This window comes from Streptomyces sp. NBC_01006 (assembly GCF_045162725.1).
In the GTDB taxonomy this organism is placed as follows: domain Bacteria; phylum Actinomycetota; class Actinomycetes; order Streptomycetales; family Streptomycetaceae; genus Streptomyces.
Genome location: NZ_CP108700.1, coordinates 8552780 through 8570414, shown reverse-complemented (window position 1 = coordinate 8570414; position 17635 = coordinate 8552780). Strand labels below are relative to the sequence as shown.

Here is a 17635-nt window from a genome sequence, read left to right as displayed (position 1 = left end):
TCGCCGAGGTGCCCGGCCGCACGGCGAGGCCAGAGCACCCACAGGCACGACGCCTGGCGTACCGCCACCACCAGCGTCCTCGCAGCAGTGCGCAGCTTGTCACCCGAGCGGTGGGAGGCGAGGACGTCCGCAATGGCCAACCGGCGGCGACTGTGAAAATCGCTGTCCGATCACCGGAGCACGGTGATAGACATCCGGCGTGGAAAAGAATCTTGAGTTCCCTGACCTGTTGCGACTGATCGATGAACGGTCGACCGCCTTCCGCGCCGTGGTCGCCGCCGCGCCCGGTCTCGATGCACAGGTGCCGACCTGCCCCGGGTGGACGCTGTTCGATCTGGTGAAGCACCTGGGTGGGGGAGACCGTTTCTGGGCCGCCATCGTCGGCGCGGGGTCTGCCGACGCTCCCCCGGCCGAGGCCGTCGCCGCGCGCGCCGCGCTGGAAGTGCCGCAGGAGCGTGAGGCCCTGCTGGCCTGGCTGGACGCGTCGACGCAGCTTCTGCTGGGCGCCCTGCGCGCGGCGGGACCGGAGAGCGGTTGCTGGACGTGGTGGCCCGCGTCGCAGTCACCGCAGACCGCCGGCGGCACCGCCCGGCACCGGATCCAGGAGACCGCGGTGCACACCTACGACGCCCAACTCGCCGGGGGCGCCCCGCAGCCGTTGCCGGTCGGGCTGGCACTCGACGGTGTGGAGGAGTTCCTGTTCACCGTCTGCGCAACGCCGAGTGCCTGGCCGCACAAGCCCACGGCCTTCGACTTCCACGCCGCCGAGGGCCGCTCCTGGCGCCTCACCGTCGACGGCGACGGCGCACGCACCACCCGCATCCTGGCGCCCACCGCCGCGACCGGCGAAGACTCGGACGCAGTCGGCGCCTCCGTCCACGGCACGGCCAGTGAGCTGGTCCTCTACCTGTACGACCGGATCCAGGCCGACTCCTTGCACGTTGACGGGGACGCAGGGCTGCTCGACCTGCTCCGCGCCTGGGAGCCGGAGGAGAAGTAGGACGTAGCGGGGCGGTTGGCCGCACGTCGAGCCGGTGAGACACGACTCTTCGCCAGGTTCGTCAGTCGCGGCACCGGGCTCAAACCCGCGAGGCGGCCTCGGGGCGTCACCAAGCCGACCGTCTACCTGGATGGCAGTGCGAATTTGTCCGTCCCAGCGATCACGAGAAGCGACGCGACTGCCGTCGTCCCGATCTCGTCGAGAAGTCAGCCGATCGGGTGACTGCGGCGGCTGCCGTGCATGAGAGCAGGGCCTCTTGGTAGCTCGAAGGGTGTCGAAGCCAACGTGCGGTCCAGGAGGCCCTGTTGTCGCATTTCTACGGCAACGCGGGAGTGGGGTCCACTTCAGCCACTCTCGCGTGTGGTCTGGCTCACAGGTTCGGGAACGCCAGAGGCCACGGGGCGCGCGAGCGTCGGTATCCCACCGACATGTCGGACGCCGAGTGGGCGGTGGTCCGGCCACTGCTGCCGGTGCCGGGCTGGCTGCGGGGCGGGGGCGGGGGCGGGCAACCGGAGGCCTATTGCCACCGCGCGATGCCGGACGCGATCCGCTACCTGGTCGACAACGGCACGAAGTGGCGGGCCATGCCTGCCGACTTCCCACCGTGGGACCGGGTCTACGCGTTCTTCCGGCGCTGGCGCAACCACGATCTGGTCCGCGAGTTCCACGACCGGCTCCGCCGCCTGGTCCGCGAGCGGGCCGGGCTGGACTCGGAGCCGGGCGCGGGCGTGATCGACTCGCAGTCGGTCAAAGCGACGCGGTCGTCGGCTCTGACGGCCGCGGCTTCGACGGCGGCAAGCTGATCAACGGGCGCAAGCGGCACGTCGTGGTCGACACCCTTGGCCTGCTGCTCGCGGTGATGGTCACCGCAGCGGATGTGGGCGACCGCGCCGCGGCATAGGTCCTGCTCACCCAGGTCGCTGCCGCGCACCACCTGCTGGCCCTGGTCTGGGCCGACGGCGGATACACCGGCAGCCTCGTCGAGTACTGCCCAGGCCCAGAGGGTCGAGCGTGAGGTAGCGGGCGGTTTCCGGGTCGTAGGTGCGGAAGTAGTTGTGGTGCAGCTGTGTCTCGGCATCGAAGTACTGGCCGGGGAAGCGCAGGGGTGTGTGCGCGGTGGCATCCCTGTTCCAGACCGTGGTGCCCCACAGGGGGCTGCGGCTGCGCCAGGCTATGCGGCCGGTTTCGTCGACGAGTTCGGTGGGGGTGCCGATTTGGTCGGTGATGATGGCGAAGAAGCGCTGGTCGATTATGTCCTGTGGGGCGTCGACGGCGGACTTGCTCTCGACCTGTGTGAGCGCGGTATATCCGTCGTGGTCCCAGGTGAGGCTGAGTTCGTCCGGGCTGCCGGGGCGGCGGGTGGTCCCCGTGCATGTGGGGGTGGACCGCGCTGCCCCTGAGCGGAGGCGAGGGCAGCGCCGACGGGACGGATACGGACGGGAGCGTGCACCCTTCAGGTCGGGCTGTTTCACAAGGGCCACCCATGAAACATACGGCTGCCGGGCGTCAGGCCGTCGAGTCCGGGCGGCCCCCTAAGGCGTCGTTGGGCAGGCCTGTTGCGGAGCGTCCTTCAGCGTGCACCGCACAGGCCTGGTCAGGGCTCGCACAGGGCGATGTCCGTGAGCGATCGGGGGGTTGGGTCTTGTGACCTGAGTCAGAGATTCGGTGGCAGTAGGCGGCAACCTTGTCGAGGATCTCGTCGGCCGTCTTCGTCCAGATGAAGGGCCGGGGGTGCTCGTTCCAGTCGGCGAGCCAGGTCCGGACGTCACGTTCGAGGGCCTGGACGGAGCGGTGGACTCCGCGCTTGAGCTTCTTCTGCGTGAGCTCGGCGAACCACCGCTCCACCAAGTTCAGCCACGACGCACTGGTCGGCGTGAAGTGCAGGTGGAACCGCGGGTGAGCCAACAGCCACTTCTTAATCTCGGGCGTCTTGTGCGTCGCGTAGTTGTCCAGGATCAGGTGCACCCGCAGGTCCGCCGGGACCTCCTTGTCGAGCTTGGCGAGGAACTTCTTGAACTCGGCAGCCCGGTGGCGACGGAGGAGAGAGCCGATGACCTTGCCGGTCGCGACTTCGAGGGCTGCGAAGAGGGTGGTGGTGCCGGCGCGGATGTAGTCGTGGCTGCGTCGTTCGGGAACGCCGGGCATCATCGGCAGGACCGGCTGGGACCGGTCCAGGGCCTGGATCTGCGATTTCTCGTCCACGCAGAGGACCAGAGCCTTCTCCGGCGGGTCGAGGTAGAGGCCGACTACGTCGCGGACCTTGTCGATGAACAGCGGATCCGTCGACAGCAGAGACGTCTGCGAGCGGTGCGGGGCCAGGGCGAATGCCCGCCAGATCCTCGAAACCGTCGACTGCGACATACCCATCGCCGCGGCCATCGACCTGGTCGACCAGTGCGTCGCGTTCTTCGGCTTCTCCTCAAGCGTCTTGACGATCACCCGCTCGACATCTTCGTCGGTGATCTTCCGCGGGACACCCGGCCGCGGGTCATCGCCCAGCCCGTCCAGACCGTGCTCAAGGAAGCGCCGCCGCCAGGTGCGGACCGTGTCCGGTGCGATCCGCAACCGGCGCGACACCTCCATGACCGAGTGCCCGTCCGCGCACTCCAGCACGATCCGCGACCGCTGAGCCAAAGCCTGGGCCGTCGTGCGACGACGGAGCCAGCCCTCCAGTACGGCCCGCTGGGCATCAGTCACGGACAACGGCGGAATCTTCGGACCAGGACGGCTCATACCGAACTAACGCCAAACCTCCGACTCAGGTCACTAGTCGCAGAGCTGCGCGCAACATGCCGGACGACCAGCAGATCCCCACACCCGACCAGATGGACCACGCCCTTCACGTCGTCGTCCACGGAGACCGCGCCCGCATCAACGTCACGGCAGCCCAGTCCTCGGGCAGCGCCAGCAGCAGCATCGGACAGGCTCAGGAGAACGAAAGCCCCTTCTGAACCGCAGGCCGACGCGCAGGCGCGGCGATCGTGGGCATGGCCACACTGGCCGGCACCGCAGCAGCCATCTGGCCGCTCCTCTCCCGCTGAACCCGCCCTCGATGCTCGGTCAGACCCGTCCAGCGACGGGTGCGAGCCCATTGGGTCCGTAGGGCGCCAGGCGGAACCTACGGGGCGCGTTTGGGCCACGCCCGTACAGACAGACCCCCGGTCCAGGCTGCGCCTCATCTGCCGCACTGTGCGGCCGTCCCCGCCGTACAACCGCGGCGCCCCCGCGCCGCTCCGCGGACGGCGTCATCGTGCATGCACCGGAGTCCGCCCACGCCCTCCCTGCCGTACGAACACAGCCCGGGTCTCCCGGTACTCGGACGGTAGACCCGCACCGTACGCTCCGCGACGGCCAGGCGGCCGGTGTCCAGAATCATCGTGTGGGTGCCGCCGTGGCGGTAGCGCAGATCGGCGATGACGACCAGTCAACCGCCGACGTGGACCTGGTCGCCGACGCGGAGTTCGATCGGCGGCACGTCCAGCGGCACCCGCCCCGCTGGAATCCACATTCCGTCGCCACTCACCAGAAAGCGGGCCGACTGCCCAGGGTACGGGCCGCGGTGGAGGGCGGCGACGGCCGCGGCGCAGGCGCGGTACCCCCAAGGCCACCCGGCAAGGAGGTCCCCAGTACGCCCTCGGCGAAGTAGCTGCACCCGGCTCACGCAGCGTGTTTCAGTGAGTTGATGAAGATCTTGGTTCTGGGTGGAACAGCGTGGGTCGGCCGCGAGATTTCGCGGCAGGCGGTGGAACGTGGGCATCAGGTGACGTGTCTGGCACGTGGGAAGAGCGGCGCCGCGGCCAAGGGCGCGGTACTGATCGCCGCGGACCGGCATGATGCGGTGGCGTATGAAGAGGTCAGCGGTCAGGACTGGGATGCCGTCGTGGAGGTGTCATGGCAGCCGGGCTTCGTCCGCGGTGCGCTGCGCGCTCTGTCCGAGCGGGCGGGACACTGGGCGTACGTGTCGTCGGTCAGCGCCTATGCCTCGCAGGCCCAGCCGGGCGCTGATGAATCGGCGCAGCTGCTTACCGCCACGGAGCAAGAGGCAGTCGGCCACGACGAGTTCGGGCAGGCCAAGGTCGCCTGCGAGGAAGCCGCAGCCGCCGAACTGGGAGATCGGCTCCTTGTAGCGCGGCCAGGCCTAATCGGTGGGCCGGGCGATCACAGTGGCCGATCCGGGTACTGGGTCGCTCGCGCGGCCCGCGCGCCGCAGTCCCCGCTGCTGGTACCGGCATCTTCGGATGTTTCGACGCAGGTGATCTGCGCACAAGACCTTGCTGCCTGGCTGCTCGACTGCGCGGAGAAGGGGACGGCTGGGACGTACAACGCCGTCGGGCCGACCATGGCACTTTCGGAGTGGATCACGCTGTCGCGGGAGATCGGCGGACACACTGGGCCGGTGGTGGAAGCGGAAGACGACTGGCTGCTCAAGCAGAAGGTGGTCCAAGCGATGGGGCCCGAATCGCTCGCACTGTGGGTGGCCGACCCGGAATGGGCCGGGTTCGGAGCCCGCAATGGCACCGCGGCGAACGCAACCGGTCTGCGGCACAGGCCCCGAGCACAACTGCTGGAGGCAACCTTGCGCTGGGAACGCGAGCAGGGACTTGATCGGCCCCGACGTGCCGGGCTGAGCACGGAGCGCGAGCGGGAACTCCTACAGAAACTGAAGTAGCGATACACGAAGCGCCCGCTGCCCTCAAGGGCGGACTGACTGACGCGTCCGATCCGCTCGGCCAACGGGCCTGAGGCCGAGCCCCGGGCCAGGCTGTCACATTCTTCCGGATCCTCAGGCATGCGAAGAATCTTCACCGCCACCGGCGACCCATACCTACCCAGCCAGTGGGCAGCAGGCGATCACCCAGGACAGCATGTCGCAGTAAGCCGACGGTGGACGCATGACCACCAAGCCGTACACCTCTGGGGGTTCTTATGTGAACCGCATGAGCGACCTGTGCGGTGGGTGCGTCTACCGGCCCGGCGGACGGACCCGCCCTGAGTGGTTCCTCCAGTGCGGCTGTCGAGCCTCGCTCGACGTCACGCACCGCCCGGCCGTGTGGGACGTACGCGCGCCCGCCGGTAGAAGGCGGCCCCCTGTCACTTCCGGCGCGGACGTCCTCTCCGCGGACCCGGCGACGGGTGCGAAGAGGACGTCAGGGCGCAGCGGTCGTGCGGTGGCGCCGGCCGTGCCGGGGTCAGCAGCCGCCGCAGTTGTAGAAGGTCACGTCCCAGTGGCTCCCCTCATCGGCGTAGACGTTTCCGGCGCCGGACTTCCACTGCGGGGCGCCGTCGCCCCGCAGTCCGATGTAGCTGAAGGTGTTCTTGATGTAGGTGCCGAGACAGGTGTACTTGCTGAAGTCCAGCTTGTAGCCGTTCCAGTGCGAGTAGGTACCTGACGCGTGGCCGGTCTCCGTGCCTCCGGTGATGTTCAGTGCGCAGCCGCTGGCGCTCTTGAGGGTCTGCGCGCCTTGTGCGGTCGCGATGTTGAGCTGCTCGAAGGAGGTGCAGGTCGCGTTGTTGCGGTCCGAGCAGCCGCCGGACGACGACCAGGTGATGGCGGAATTGCGGAACATCGAGGTCGCGGTGGCATGGCTGATCTTGGTGGCCGCGTGCGCGGCGGTGGCGCCGCCCAGGACGCCGACTCCGGGCGCGAGCAACGCGCCCAGGACGAGGGTGAGCGCGGTGAGGACCGAACGGAGCTTCATCGAGATTGCCTCCTGCTGATGGCCGTAACGGATCGAACGGCGGTGCGGGGAGAGCAGGCGTGTGCTGATGGAGCAAGGAGATGGTGGCGCAGTTCTACGTCCGTCCGCCAGAGGACGGACGGAACGCTTCCGCAAATCTCCTGCCCCCCCCACCCAACACACCGCACCCGGAGAACCTCAGCCTGCAGGCCCGGTAGGCGCGCCTGCGGCGTCTGGAGATCCTCGCCCGTGCGGCAGCTGCTCCCGAAGGCGCACCGCACGCTCACTGGTCACTGGGGTCGTGAGCTGCTCCGGAAGCACGCCCCAGCGACGCCTCGACACCATGGTCGCCATGCTCTCTCCCGAACCACCCGCGGATCCGGCTCCCGCTGAGGTCCTGGCCTACCCCGAGCTCCACGCGAGCCCGGCCGGAGAGCAAAACGCCCGCGTTCCGCGCATTCCTGCACAGGGCGGTGTCGAGGTCGTCCGGCTTCGATCCCCGCCTGGAACGCTACTGGGGCTTGGTCGGCACGGTCACCGAGGGGCGCGTGCCGAACATGGCCGTGGCACACAGATGGCTGACGGAGGGACTGGCGATCTCGATGGCCGAGGCTACTCGGCCCAAATCGGCCTTCTGAGCCGACTGCCGCCCGTACCACGGCGAAAGGCCGCCGGTGCCCGGCGACGGGGAGGCGGGCTGCGGACGTTCGGCCCGCTACGCGGTCATCGGGCGGTCGGTCCGCTGCTCACGGCTGTCCAACTGCCGCCGCGGACCGCGTACACCGTCAGCTTGCGGGTGAGCGTATCGCCGTTCCCGTCGAAGCCGACGCGGCCGGTGACTCCGTCGAAACCCAGCCGTGCCACGGCGGACGGCAGTTCGGCCCGGGCATCACCGGGAAGGGTGCCGCCGTGGGCTTCCACGACCACCTTCACCGCCTCGATGTAAGCCCAGGTCGCGTCGTACGCGTACGGCCCGTACCAGCCGGGCGCATCCGTATAGCCGGCCTTCCGGTGCCGGGCGAGGAAGTCCTGCCCAGCTGCCGATTCCTCGGCCGCCACGCCGATGTTGGTGGCGAGGTCGCCCTCGGCCTTGGGGTTCGTCGTGAGGTACTGCTGGTCCAAGATGCCGTCACCCCCCATCAGGGGGACGCGCACCCCCGCCTGATCGAGCTGCTGGGAAAGGGGTGCGGCGGTGTCGTAGTAGCCGCCGAAGTAGACGGCGTCGGCTGCCGAGGACCGCACCCTTTCGGTGAGGCCCGCGAAGGCGCGCTCCGCGGGATCGACCTGCTCGGTACCGACGACGGTCCCGCCCAGCTTCGTGAACTCGGCCGTGAGTCCGGCGGTCAGAGCGGTGCCGTGGGCGCTCGCGTCGTCCACCACGTACAGCTTGGTCTTCTTCGCCTCGCCGTGCAGGTACCGGGCGGCGAACGGCCCCTGGTCGACGTCCGTGGCGACGGTGCGGAAATAGGTGGAGTGGGGACGCGACGGGGTGCCGGCGGCCCAGGTGGAGCCCAGTGTCAGCGCGGGATCGGTGTTGCCGGGTGACACGACGGCCATGTTCGCCCGCGCGAGGGGCGCCACGAAGGTCTTGGCGACACCCGAGTTGAGGGGGCCGACGACTCCCAGCACCTTGGCCGTCAGGCCTCACGGCCCGGCAGGAGTTCCTTGGCCTTGGCCACGGCGAAACCCCAGCCCTGGGCCACGGTCGGTTTGCCGGGCACCGCCACTTCCTCCGGATTGGTGAGCACGTCCAGCAGGACCGGCCCCGGCGTCTCGAAGGCCCGGCGTACGCCCTCGTGGAGCTCGGCCGGGTCGGTGACCCGGATCCCCGTCAGGCCGAGGGCCGTGGCAACCGCGGCGAAATCGGGGTTGTCGAGTTCCGTGCCGAATTCGGGCAGGCCCGCCTGCTCCTGTTCCAGCTTGACCATGCCCAGGCGGCGGTTGTCGAAGACGACGAGTTTCACCGGCAGCCGATAGGTCTTGATGGTCATGAGGTCGCCGAGCAGCATGCTCAGCCCGCCGTCCCCGCAGAACGCCACGATCTGCCGGTCGGGCGCCCACAGCTGGGCACCGAGGGCCTGGGGCATGGCGTTGGCCATCGAGCCGAGGTTGTACGAGCCGATCAGGCGCCGGTCGCCGTGCATGGTGACGAAGCGGGAGAGCCAGACGGTGGCCATGCCGGTGTCGGAGGTGAAGACGGCGTCGGCGTCGGCGTCGGCGTCCACCGCCGCGGCCAGCGCCTCCGGGCGGATGGCGTGATCGCGGTTGTCCAGGGCGGCCCGTAGCTTCCCGGTCCAGCGGTGCTCGTGGGCGGGGTCGGCCAGCCGTTGCTGTCCCTCCTGCCACTGGAGGAAACGCTCCCGGGCGTCGTCGAGGTGCGTACGGTCCGGGACCGCCTTCAACAGCGGCAGCAGGGCCCGCAGCGTGGCGCCGACGTCACCGGCCAGGCCGACGTCCACGGGGGTGCGGCGCCCCAGGTGGTCCTCGCGGGAGTCGACCTGGATCACCTTGCCGTCCTTCGGGTACCACTCCCGGTAGGGGAAGTCGGTCCCCAGCATGAAGAGCACGTCCCCGCTGTCGAGCGCGTGGGCGGCGGCGGGGTTGCCGATGAGGCCGGTCTGGCCCACCTGGAAGGCGTTGTCGTCCTCGAAGCCCTCCTTCGCCTTCAGCGTGAGCACCATGGGCGCCGCCAGCAGTCCGGCGGTCCGCAGGACCTCGGTACGGGCCTCGCGGGCGCCCTGGCCGACGAGGAGGGTCACCCGGGACGCGGCGTTCAGCAGCTCGGCGGCCCGGGCGAGGGCCGGGTCGTCGGGCCGGGTGACGGCGCGGTCGAGGGCGAACCGCGTGGGCCTGTCGTCGCTCAGCTCCTGATCGCCCAGGTCGCCGGGGACGGTCAGTACGGCCACTCCGCCCTGGGTCACGGCGGCGCGTACGGCCGATTCGAGCAGGCGCGGCATCTGGTCCGGGGAGGTGACGGTGGCCCGGTAAACGGCGACGTCGCGGAAGAGCAGGTCGTTGTCGACCTCCTGGAAGTAGTCGCTACCGATCTCGGCGAGGGGGACCTGGCCGCAGATGGCCAGGACGGGCGTGCGGCTCTTGGCGGCGTCATAGAGGCCGTTGAGCAGGTGCACGGATCCGGGTCCCACCGTGCCCATGCACACCCCGAGGGTCCCGGAGAGCTGGGACTGCGCCGAGGCGGCGAAGGCCGCGGCCTCCTCGTGCCGGCAGCCGACCCAGTTCAGGCCGATGGATGTGCGGATGGCTTCGGTCAGCGGGTTCAAGGCGTCTCCGACGACGCCGAAGACGTGCTGGACGCCGAGTTCTTCGAGTGCGTCGACGATGACGTGGGCGACGGTGCGTGCCACGGGACTGCCCTTCGTTTGCCGGTTCAGCGGCCGGTTCAGCGGGTGAAGTGGGCGAAGCGGTCGGGGTCGGCCGCCTTCCAGTCGGCTGCCCAGCTTTCGGGCGGCGATGCGAGCAGTTCTCCGGGGGCGAGCCAGGCGTGGAGTTCGGTGTACGAGCGGACGGTGTGCGGGTCCACCCGCTGGAGCAGCATGTGGGGGCGCAGCCCGCGCACGTCGTCGACGCCCATGGCCGCCATGATCTGCAGCGCGCTCTTGACGGTCGCCTCCTGGTAGCGCCGTACGCGCTGCGCCTTGTCACCGACGTCCAGGGCCCGGGCGCGCCGCTCGTCCTGGGTGGCGACCCCGACGGGGCAGGTGTTGGTGTGGCAGCGCTGGGCCTGGATGCAGCCGATCGCGAACATCATGGCGCGGGCCGAGTTGGTGTAGTCGGCGCCTTGGACCAGCCGTTTGACGAGGTCGCTGCCGGTGGCGACCTTTCCGGAGGCTCCGATCCGGATGCGGTCGCGCAGCCCGGAGCCGACGAGGGCGTTGTGGACGGTCATCAGGCCGTCGCCGAGCGGCAGGCCGACATGGTCGGCGAATTCCAGGGGCGCCGCGCCCGTGCCGCCCTCCGCCCCGTCGACGATGACGAAGTCGGGGGTGACGTCCGCCTCCCGCATGGCCTTGCACACGGCGAGGAACTCGCGGCGCGAGCCGACGCACAGCTTGAACCCCACGGGCTTGCCGCCGGCGAGCTCCCGCATGCGGGCCAGGAAGTGCACCAGCTCGCGCGGGCTGGAGTACACGCGGTGGAACGGCGGCGAGACGACGGTCTCCCCCTGCGGCACCCCGCGCACCTGCGCGATCTCGGCGTTCACCTTGGCACCGGGCAGGACACCGCCGATGCCCGGCTTGGCGCCCTGACTGATCTTCAGCGACACGCACTTGACCTGCGGCTTTGCGGCCATCTCGGCGAACTGCCGCTCATCGAAACCCCCGTCCTCGGTACGGCACCCGAAGTACCCGGTGCCGATCTCCCACACGAGGTCCCCGCCGGGGCGCAAGTGGTACTCGGACACGCCGCCTTCGCCGGTGTCGTGGGCGAAACCGCCCAGCTGCGCGCCGGTGTTGAGGGCGAGGACGGCGTTGGCGGACAGGGAGCCGAAACTCATCGCCGAGACGTTGAGCAGGGACATGTCGTACGGCGCGGTGCAGTCGGGTCCGCCGACGCGGACCCGGGGCGGATCGGCCCGTACCGGGTGCGGGGCCATGGACGGGGTGAGGTATTCGCTGCCGGGCCGGTGGAGGTCGAGCTCGGTGCCGAACGGCTCCTCTGCGTCGGTTCCCTTGGCCCGCTCGTAGACGATGCTGCGGGTGTCGCGGTCGAAGGGTCGGCCCTCGACGTTGCGCTCGATGAAGTACTGCTGGATCTCCGGCCTCAGTGCCTCCAGAGCGAACCGGAGGTGACCGAGCAGGGGGTAGTTCCGCAGGACGGAATGACGGCGTTGCAGCAGGTCGTACGAGACAACCAGGACGAGCAGCAGCAACGGTACGGCCACGGCCCACCACCAGGGCGAGAGGAGGACGGCGGCGACCGCGGCGAGCGCCGCTGCGGCGACGGGCAGGATCAGGGTGAGTGTCTTCAGCATGTTCCGCTTGTGTCCCGACGACCGCGTGCCAAGCCTTCCCGGGGGTGCCGGGGCCGCGCCGGCACGTGGGAGGCGTGCTTCACCCCGCCGCCTACGGCCGGGCGCGCGCGGCTCCGGCGGCGTCCGGCGCGGGCGCCTGTCCCGGCACCGGTGCCGACACCGGGTCCAGCACGATGCGCGGCAGGGCCTCCGGGTGCTTCTCCGCGAGCCAGGCGACCAGTTGCTCCCGTACCGCGCAGCGCGCCGTCCACAGGTCGTCGGGGTCCTTGGCCGTGACGATGACCCTCACCACGATGGTGGAAGGCGTCGTCTCGGTGACGACGAGGTCCCAGCCGCGGCCGTCCCACTCCTTGCAGTTGTGCAGGATCTCCTCGGCCTTGTCACGCATGAGGTCCACGGGTGCGCGGTGGTCGCAGTGGAGGAAGACGGTGCCGGTCATCTGGATGCCGCCGCGCGACCAGTTCTCGAAGGGGCGGGTCGTGAAGTACGAAACGGGCATGGTGATGCGGCGTTCGTCCCAGGTGCGTACGGCGAGGAAGGTGAGGGTGATGTCCTCGACCACCCCCCACTCGCCCGCGACGACGACCGTGTCGCCGATGCGTACCATGTCGCCGAAGGCGATCTGGAAGCCCGCGAAGAGGTTTCCGAGGGTGGACTGGGCGGCGACGCCGGCCACGATTCCGATGATTCCGGCGGAGGCCAGCACGGAGGTGCCGAGCGCGCGGAAGCTCGGGAAGGTGACGAGCATCGCGGCGACGGCGATGACGGCCACGAGGACCGTCACCACCCGCATGATCAGGGTCACCTGGGTGCGGACGCGGCGCAGTCGGGCCGGGTCGCGGGTGGAGGTGGCGTAGCGGGCGTACCCCGACTCGACGACGGCGGAGGCCACGGCTACCAGCAGCCAGGCCCCCGCGCCGATCAGGGTGAGCGAGAGCGCCCGGCCCACGGCGGCGGCGTGGTCGTGCAGCGGTGGCCACGCGATCTGCCGGTAGGCGCCCCTGAGCAGCGCGGCGAACAGCACGATCAGCAGGGCGCGCCGGCACCGGCGCAGCAGGTTCCACAGGGGCGTCTCGGGGTGGCGCGCGTCGGCCCGGCGCAGCAGCAGGTCGACGACCCAACCGGCCGCGAGGGTGAGCAGGAGAGAGCCGCCCAGGACGGTCAGCACACGAAGAGCGCTGTTCATATCTCCTCGTCGGATGTAGGTGACATGGACGTTCACGCCCCTGCCCGCTGGGAGGGCGCTGACACAGGAGGTCTGGTTTCGCTTCCGTTTCTCCGCGGCACATCGAAGTCCTGCCGGAGCAGCCACTCATGATCCGGCCCGCCCGGGGAACACGGCCGTCATCCACCGAAAGGGGCATGGACATGCTCGGCATCACCGCCGCAGTGCTGTTCTTCATCGCGTTCCTGATCAACGCCGCCGCCATCAGCACCAACGAAGTGTTCAGCTCCACCAACTTCATGCTGATCGGTCTCGCCGCGCTCGCGCTCCACGTCGCCGGCATCGGCCACGGGTGGGCGGCCCGCGGACGGGGCCGGGGCCGTAGGCGCTGACCCCATGGCGTCGAGGGAAAGCAGGAGCGGAGTCCCGCGGCGCCGCGCGACGCTCGGGCGAGATCTGGTGCTCGCCGTGGGACTCGCCGGTACGGCCGTGGGCGGGCTGGCAGTCTTCGTCAAAGCCACCTCGGCGGCCGGGACGCGGATGCCGGTCCTGCCCGTGGCCACAGCTGTGGTGCTGCTGCTCGGGGTGGCGTTCGCCGGATGGAGCGTGTCCCCCGTCAGGCCTCGCCCCACAGCACCACCCGACCCGCGCGTGCGCCCCGCTACGGGCGTGCGGCCCGGGACGGATCTGCCGGATGTGGGAGCCGACGCGCTGGACCATGCCGCGGTCGATGCCGACGGCTTCGAGCACACCATCGCCGCTCTCTGCGTACGCGACGGCTGCACCCCGGTGGAAGTGGTGGGCGGCGCGGGCGACCTGGGCGCCGACGTGATCGCCACGACCCCGGACGGGCTACGCGTCATCCTGCAGTGCAAGCACTACGCCGAGGACAACCGGGTCGGCTCGCAGGACCTGCAGCGTTTCGGCGGGACGTGCTTCGCCGTCCACGACGCCGACGTCGCGATCATCGTCACCACCGGCCACTTCACTGCGCCTGCCCTTGAGTACGCCGCCACGTGCGGCATCGTCTGTGTCGACGGCGAGGCCCTGGCGGCCTGGACCGAGCCGGGCGCACGGCCGCCGCCCTGGGAATCGGACACCGTCCACTCCGACGACTCCACCGACGGCGTCCGGGCCGGCCACTGAGCGGGGGCCGGCCCGGTCAGCGGGCACTGAGGGGGGACCGGGCGGGGCGATCGGCAGAGGCCTGGTCGTGAAGAGCCGTGGTACGGGCCCGGGGTACGCAGGAGCCCGGGCCGCGTGATGGCGGGGGGGATGCCACCACGCGGCCCGGGTCCGCTGGGGAACCCGCGCCGCTCACCGTCGCAGACTCCCGTGACCAGCCTTATGGCCGGTTTCCGTCGGCCCAAACGGTCGGAGCGGACTTCTTTCTCGGAGTGGGTCGACGGTCCCGTATACAGGGGCGTGGAGGCACGGGTCTCCGGGCAGGCGCACCGTCTACGCAGATCCCTCCGCACCCGGGACCACGGGGGCGGAGGGCCCACAGTTCCGATCGAAGGAATCGAAGGAGTTGTTTCGCATGACGGAGAACGTCTGGGCCTACCGCGCCGGCGTCGACTACCTCGCGGCCGACCTCACCGGCTACGGGGTCGAGGCGCTCGACGGCAGCATCGGTAAGGTCGACAAGCACTCCGACGAGGTCACCGACGCCTATCTGGTCGTCCACGCCGGCATGTGGCTCCTCGGCAAGGACGTACTGCTGCCGGCCGGCCTGGTGACCCGCATCGACCACGCAGCGGAGAAGGTCTACGTGGACCGTACGAAGGAACAGATCGGGACCGCCTCGCAGTTCCATCGTGACGGGCACCTCGGGAACGCGGACCATCGCGAGGCCGTGGGCACGCACTACCTCTCGGGCATGCCGTTCGGCGTCCCGCCCGCCTGACCGGATTCCCGAGCTGCCCTCGCGGCCCACGTTTGCGGGGCGCGATCGGGGTCAGGTGCGGAGAGCAAGGCATTTCCCGCATCCTCAGGGAGTGATCAGCTGTGTCGACGAACGAGCAGGGCCGGGCCAAGGCCGAGCAGGCCAAGGGCAAGGTCAAGGAGACTGCCGGCCGTGCGGTGGGCAACGAGCGACTGACTGCTGAAGGCCGCGCCGAAGCGGCGAAGGGCGATGCCCGCCAGGCCAAGGAAAAGATCAAGAACATGTTCAAGCGGTGACCTGACCGCTCCCCAGAGAGCGTGCCTCGGTCCCGAACCCGTCGAGGGCTCGGGACCGAGGCACGTCCGCACCCACCGACCGGCACCGACGGGAGACCGGCCGGTCCGTCGCACTCAGATCCCGCCGGCGAGCACCGTTCGCGACTCGATCGCCCGCCCTCATCCGCCATCCTGCACCCGGCCAACCCTCACCAGCTGCATGTCAGCGGGCCAGTAACCGGTCGAGGAGCCTTCCAGGAAGAGGACGGCACTTTCTTGCATCTTCACGCCGGGACCCCGCAAAGCGACGCGGAGGTCGTCGCGGCCGGCTGCCCTGGGGGCTGAACGTGACGTCTCCCTCGCCCACCGGGCGGTGGAGCCCCTCGGCGAGCATCTGCCGGTCGAAGTGCCAACGGGCCAGGACTTTGGGGCCGTCGAAGAACGTGGCCTGAACCACTTACGGATCCTCGGCGTCATACAAGAACCGGGCAAGCGGGGGATCGGCCGGGAAGGCCGCACGGTCTGAAGGCCTTTGGTACGCGGGCCGGTCCGTCCATCCGCTGAAGGCCTTTGGTACGCGGCCCGGTCCGTCCATCCGGCCGTGTGCCGGGCTCCCGTCCCTTGCTTCCGCCTGCTTGGCGCGGACGGCGCCAGTCCAGGCTGCGCTATCCGCCGCTGCGCTTGCCGGGCGGATCCTGGGGGTCCACGCCCGTCGAGGCGGAAGCATCTTTCGTTCCGCTGGGACGCTGCGACCGGCCCCGGGGGCCGAGGTCGTGCATGCCCTTCTCACCGGAGCCCTTGCTCTGCTCCTCCCCGCGCCTGCCCCGGCTCTTGACGGGGTTGCCGTGGGGGTTGCCCGCCTCTTCCTTGGAGACCGCCGGTTCGGGTCCCCTGGCGGGGGCGTACTTGTCGGGATGGAAGGAGCGGTGGGCGCTCGGGTTGTCCTGCTGACGGGTTTCGTCGACGTCCGGTGACCAGCCGTGCTGCTTGGTGCCCTCGTGGCGACTGGGGCCTTCTCCGTGCTTGGGCTGGGATGGCTTCGGCTGCTTGGTCATGACCTGGCCTGCTGTCTGTCTCGGGATGGGCGCACGCGTAGAAGCGCCTCTACCGCTGTCTTGCCATCGTCCCACCGTTCGCCAAAGTGGTCGCGTCGGCTCCGGAGGGCTCAGCGTGATCCTCCGGTCGGGCACAGCCATGGGCTTTCATGGAAAGAGGTTGACCCGAAGGCTGCGGTGGCGCTTCAACCCTCCCGCTGCTTGCCTGGGGGGACCGCACCCCGATCCGAGGAGTGATCATGAGCGGCGACAGCCAGCCGAGCAAGCGAGCCCAGCAGATGCGCGACAAGGCTCAAGAGCTGGAGCAGGCGGCACAGCACGCCACCGATCCGGCGGAGCGTCAGCGGCTGAAGGACAGGGCCATGCGCATCCGGGAGAAGGCCGAGCAGGAGTACGGCAGGGGCAGCGGAACCATGGACCCCATGTAGAGCCAGGCCCACGGAAGATCTCCTCCGGTCCGGATCGAGGTGCGAGTCGCGTCAGCCGGCGGCGGTGGCGCGGACCAGATCGCCCACAACGTCACCCAGGCGCCCCCGCCGCAGATACGCAGCGCGCTGACGGGCGGCCCCGCCCCCGGAGCTCCGCACCCGGTGGAGCAGCTCCTCCGCAAGCCCGAGGTCTCCCACGGCGGCCAGCCCGGGCGCGGCACGGGAAAGGAGCCGCTCTGCCAGCGTCAGGGCCGGCACGTACTCTCCGCGCAGCGGATCCAGGCCTTCACCGGCCGGCCCGTAGCGGGCGGCCAGCCAGTGGGCGGTGTGCAGGCCCTGGGCGGGCACGTCGGGCGGTGGCCGCCCGTCCCCGATGTCGAGCAGCAGTGTGGTGGCCAGCCCCCGCACCAAGGCTGTGAGCAGCTGCACCACGTCGAGGTCTGCGTTCACGTCGCAGACCCGGATCTCCAGCGTCGGTACGTGCTCGGAGGGGCGCGCGTACCAGTAGATCATGCGGCGGTCCAGGAGGACGCCGGTCTTCACCAGGTGGTCTGCGACGCGCTCGTACCCGACCTCGTCGAGAAGGGGCGCGGGCCCCACCCCGGGCCAGCGCGCGTGCTCCACGGACCGCCGGCTTGCCCACCCCCTGTCCCGCCCGAGGGAGAAGGGCGAGTTGGCAGCGAGGGCCTGAAGTGTCGGTAGCCAGGCGCGCATGTGGTTGGCCGGCTCAAGGGCTTGACCGCGTCCGGTCACCCCAACGTGGATGTGGCAGCCGCACACCATCCCGTCGTACGAACCAACGAGGAAGGGCCACCGCGCAGTCATCCGCCCATAACGCTCTCCCGGCGTGACGGTCGGCGGGATCCCCCGCGGGATCACAGGAGTTCCGGTGGCCACCAGAAGACATCCCTCGCTGGCTGCCACCTCCCCCATCACCTTGCGCAGCAAAGCCAGTTCGGACCTCAGCTCCGCCAGATCCGCCGTGGGGCGGGTGCATACCTCAACCTGCGCGCCGAAGAACTCCGCCTGAACCTGCTCGCCCAGGACCGCGGTCGCGACCTTCACCACGCGTGGACCGCGGGCCACAGGCAGTCCGTTCGCCGGTCCACGAGTAGGAACTCCTCCTCAACCCCGACCGTCAGACTGCGTCTGCCCT

18 protein-coding genes and 2 pseudogenes are annotated in these 17635 nt (G+C 70.0%); 10 read left to right on the top strand and 10 right to left on the bottom strand.

Features of this window, described 5'->3' with window-relative positions; genetic code table 11:
• The first annotated feature begins 199 nt into the window (after positions 1–199).
• The 3 genes from OG509_RS39225 to OG509_RS39215 all read left to right on the top strand — a co-directional run bounded on the left by OG509_RS39225 (position 200) and on the right by OG509_RS39215 (position 1901).
• Positions 200–1000 (top strand): maleylpyruvate isomerase family mycothiol-dependent enzyme, encoded by an 801-nt coding sequence (locus OG509_RS39225; RefSeq protein ID WP_406187340.1) that lies wholly within the window; start codon positions 200–202, stop codon positions 998–1000.
• Positions 1001–1428: 428 nt separating this feature from the next.
• The gene (locus OG509_RS39220; protein ID WP_406187339.1) at positions 1429–1803 is read left to right on the top strand and encodes a transposase; all 375 of its coding nucleotides are present in this window, start codon (positions 1429–1431) and stop codon (positions 1801–1803) included.
• 23 nt (positions 1804–1826) lie between these two features.
• A complete protein-coding gene (locus OG509_RS39215) occupies positions 1827–1901 on the top strand; it encodes a hypothetical protein (RefSeq protein ID WP_406187840.1) in 75 nt (24 codons plus the stop codon).
• Between the two features lie 91 nt (positions 1902–1992).
• Here the strand turns inward: OG509_RS39215 and OG509_RS39210 are convergent.
• Together OG509_RS39210 and OG509_RS39205 are read right to left on the bottom strand one after the other, a co-directional pair.
• A pseudogene (locus OG509_RS39210) lies at positions 1993–2364 on the bottom strand (RHS repeat-associated core domain-containing protein); the annotation flags it as partial.
• Between the two features lie 298 nt (positions 2365–2662).
• Positions 2663–3733 (bottom strand): annotated as a pseudogene (locus OG509_RS39205) (IS630 family transposase); the annotation flags it as partial.
• 56 nt (positions 3734–3789) lie between these two features.
• Between OG509_RS39205 and OG509_RS39200 the strand changes: the two are divergent.
• Both OG509_RS39200 and OG509_RS39195 read left to right on the top strand, forming a co-directional pair.
• Positions 3790–3951, top strand: coding sequence for a hypothetical protein (locus OG509_RS39200; RefSeq protein ID WP_406187338.1), 162 nt, complete (start codon positions 3790–3792; stop codon positions 3949–3951).
• 731 nt (positions 3952–4682) lie between these two features.
• On the top strand, positions 4683–5669 hold the full coding sequence (locus OG509_RS39195; protein WP_406187337.1) for an NAD-dependent epimerase/dehydratase family protein: 987 nt from the start codon (positions 4683–4685) through the stop codon (positions 5667–5669).
• Positions 5670–6189: 520 nt separating this feature from the next.
• Here the strand turns inward: OG509_RS39195 and OG509_RS39190 are convergent.
• From OG509_RS39190 to OG509_RS39170, 5 genes are all read right to left on the bottom strand, one after another.
• On the bottom strand, positions 6190–6699 hold the full coding sequence (locus OG509_RS39190) for a hypothetical protein (protein ID WP_406187336.1): 510 nt from the start codon (positions 6697–6699) through the stop codon (positions 6190–6192).
• A gap of 702 nt (positions 6700–7401) precedes the next feature.
• Complete coding sequence (locus tag OG509_RS39185) at positions 7402–8307, bottom strand: branched-chain amino acid ABC transporter substrate-binding protein (RefSeq protein WP_406187335.1); 906 nt, start codon at positions 8305–8307, stop codon at positions 7402–7404.
• 8 nt (positions 8308–8315) lie between these two features.
• A complete protein-coding gene (locus tag OG509_RS39180) occupies positions 8316–10043 on the bottom strand; it encodes a thiamine pyrophosphate-dependent enzyme (RefSeq protein WP_406187334.1) in 1728 nt (575 codons plus the stop codon).
• A gap of 35 nt (positions 10044–10078) precedes the next feature.
• Positions 10079–11671 carry an FMN-binding glutamate synthase family protein gene (locus OG509_RS39175; RefSeq protein WP_406187333.1) on the bottom strand — a complete coding sequence of 531 codons (1593 nt, stop codon included), beginning with the start codon at positions 11669–11671 and terminating at the stop codon, positions 10079–10081.
• A gap of 91 nt (positions 11672–11762) precedes the next feature.
• The gene (locus tag OG509_RS39170; RefSeq protein WP_406187332.1) at positions 11763–12857 is read right to left on the bottom strand and encodes a mechanosensitive ion channel family protein; all 1095 of its coding nucleotides are present in this window, start codon (positions 12855–12857) and stop codon (positions 11763–11765) included.
• A 182-nt stretch (positions 12858–13039) separates the two neighbouring features.
• On the opposite strand from OG509_RS39170, the gene OG509_RS39165 reads away from it, so the two are divergent.
• The 4 genes from OG509_RS39165 to OG509_RS39150 all read left to right on the top strand — a co-directional run bounded on the left by OG509_RS39165 (position 13040) and on the right by OG509_RS39150 (position 15017).
• Positions 13040–13228 (top strand): hypothetical protein, encoded by a 189-nt coding sequence (locus OG509_RS39165; protein WP_406187331.1) that lies wholly within the window; start codon positions 13040–13042, stop codon positions 13226–13228.
• A 4-nt stretch (positions 13229–13232) separates the two neighbouring features.
• Entirely contained in the window at positions 13233–13982 is a 750-nt protein-coding gene (locus OG509_RS39160) for a restriction endonuclease (protein ID WP_406187330.1), read from the top strand.
• Between the two features lie 394 nt (positions 13983–14376).
• On the top strand, positions 14377–14742 hold the full coding sequence (locus tag OG509_RS39155; protein WP_406187329.1) for a PRC-barrel domain containing protein: 366 nt from the start codon (positions 14377–14379) through the stop codon (positions 14740–14742).
• A gap of 101 nt (positions 14743–14843) precedes the next feature.
• Positions 14844–15017 (top strand): CsbD family protein, encoded by a 174-nt coding sequence (locus OG509_RS39150; protein WP_383517630.1) that lies wholly within the window; start codon positions 14844–14846, stop codon positions 15015–15017.
• A gap of 202 nt (positions 15018–15219) precedes the next feature.
• Here the strand turns inward: OG509_RS39150 and OG509_RS39145 are convergent, their stop codons facing one another.
• Together OG509_RS39145 and OG509_RS39140 are read right to left on the bottom strand one after the other, a co-directional pair.
• The gene (locus OG509_RS39145; RefSeq protein ID WP_406187328.1) at positions 15220–15453 is read right to left on the bottom strand and encodes an SsgA family sporulation/cell division regulator; all 234 of its coding nucleotides are present in this window, start codon (positions 15451–15453) and stop codon (positions 15220–15222) included.
• Between the two features lie 208 nt (positions 15454–15661).
• Positions 15662–16051 (bottom strand): hypothetical protein, encoded by a 390-nt coding sequence (locus tag OG509_RS39140; RefSeq protein WP_406187327.1) that lies wholly within the window; start codon positions 16049–16051, stop codon positions 15662–15664.
• A gap of 239 nt (positions 16052–16290) precedes the next feature.
• On the opposite strand from OG509_RS39140, the gene OG509_RS39135 reads away from it, so the two are divergent.
• Entirely contained in the window at positions 16291–16479 is a 189-nt protein-coding gene (locus OG509_RS39135) for a DUF6381 family protein (protein WP_362636774.1), read from the top strand.
• Between the two features lie 51 nt (positions 16480–16530).
• Here OG509_RS39135 and OG509_RS39130 read toward each other — a convergent pair whose 3' ends face one another.
• Positions 16531–17544, bottom strand: coding sequence for a YbdK family carboxylate-amine ligase (locus tag OG509_RS39130; protein ID WP_406187839.1), 1014 nt, complete (start codon positions 17542–17544; stop codon positions 16531–16533).
• Positions 17545–17635: the final 91 nt, after the last annotated feature.

What these genes read in the sequence shown, in the direction of transcription:
- OG509_RS39220 (WP_406187339.1), top strand. Translation starts at nt 1,429, where the DNA reads ATGTCGGACGCCGAGTGGGCGGTGGTCCGGCCACTGCTGCCGGTGCCG.
- OG509_RS39200 (WP_406187338.1), top strand. Translation starts at nt 3,790, where the DNA reads ATGCCGGACGACCAGCAGATCCCCACACCCGACCAGATGGACCACGCC.
- OG509_RS39195 (WP_406187337.1), top strand. Translation starts at nt 4,683, where the DNA reads ATGAAGATCTTGGTTCTGGGTGGAACAGCGTGGGTCGGCCGCGAGATT.
- OG509_RS39190 (WP_406187336.1), bottom strand. Translation starts at nt 6,699, where the DNA reads ATGAAGCTCCGTTCGGTCCTCACCGCGCTCACCCTCGTCCTGGGCGCG.
- OG509_RS39175 (WP_406187333.1), bottom strand. Translation starts at nt 11,671, where the DNA reads ATGCTGAAGACACTCACCCTGATCCTGCCCGTCGCCGCAGCGGCGCTC.
- OG509_RS39170 (WP_406187332.1), bottom strand. Translation starts at nt 12,857, where the DNA reads ATGAACAGCGCTCTTCGTGTGCTGACCGTCCTGGGCGGCTCTCTCCTG.
- OG509_RS39165 (WP_406187331.1), top strand. Translation starts at nt 13,040, where the DNA reads ATGCTCGGCATCACCGCCGCAGTGCTGTTCTTCATCGCGTTCCTGATC.
- OG509_RS39160 (WP_406187330.1), top strand. Translation starts at nt 13,233, where the DNA reads ATGGCGTCGAGGGAAAGCAGGAGCGGAGTCCCGCGGCGCCGCGCGACG.
- OG509_RS39155 (WP_406187329.1), top strand. Translation starts at nt 14,377, where the DNA reads ATGACGGAGAACGTCTGGGCCTACCGCGCCGGCGTCGACTACCTCGCG.
- OG509_RS39140 (WP_406187327.1), bottom strand. Translation starts at nt 16,051, where the DNA reads ATGACCAAGCAGCCGAAGCCATCCCAGCCCAAGCACGGAGAAGGCCCC.
- OG509_RS39135 (WP_362636774.1), top strand. Translation starts at nt 16,291, where the DNA reads ATGAGCGGCGACAGCCAGCCGAGCAAGCGAGCCCAGCAGATGCGCGAC.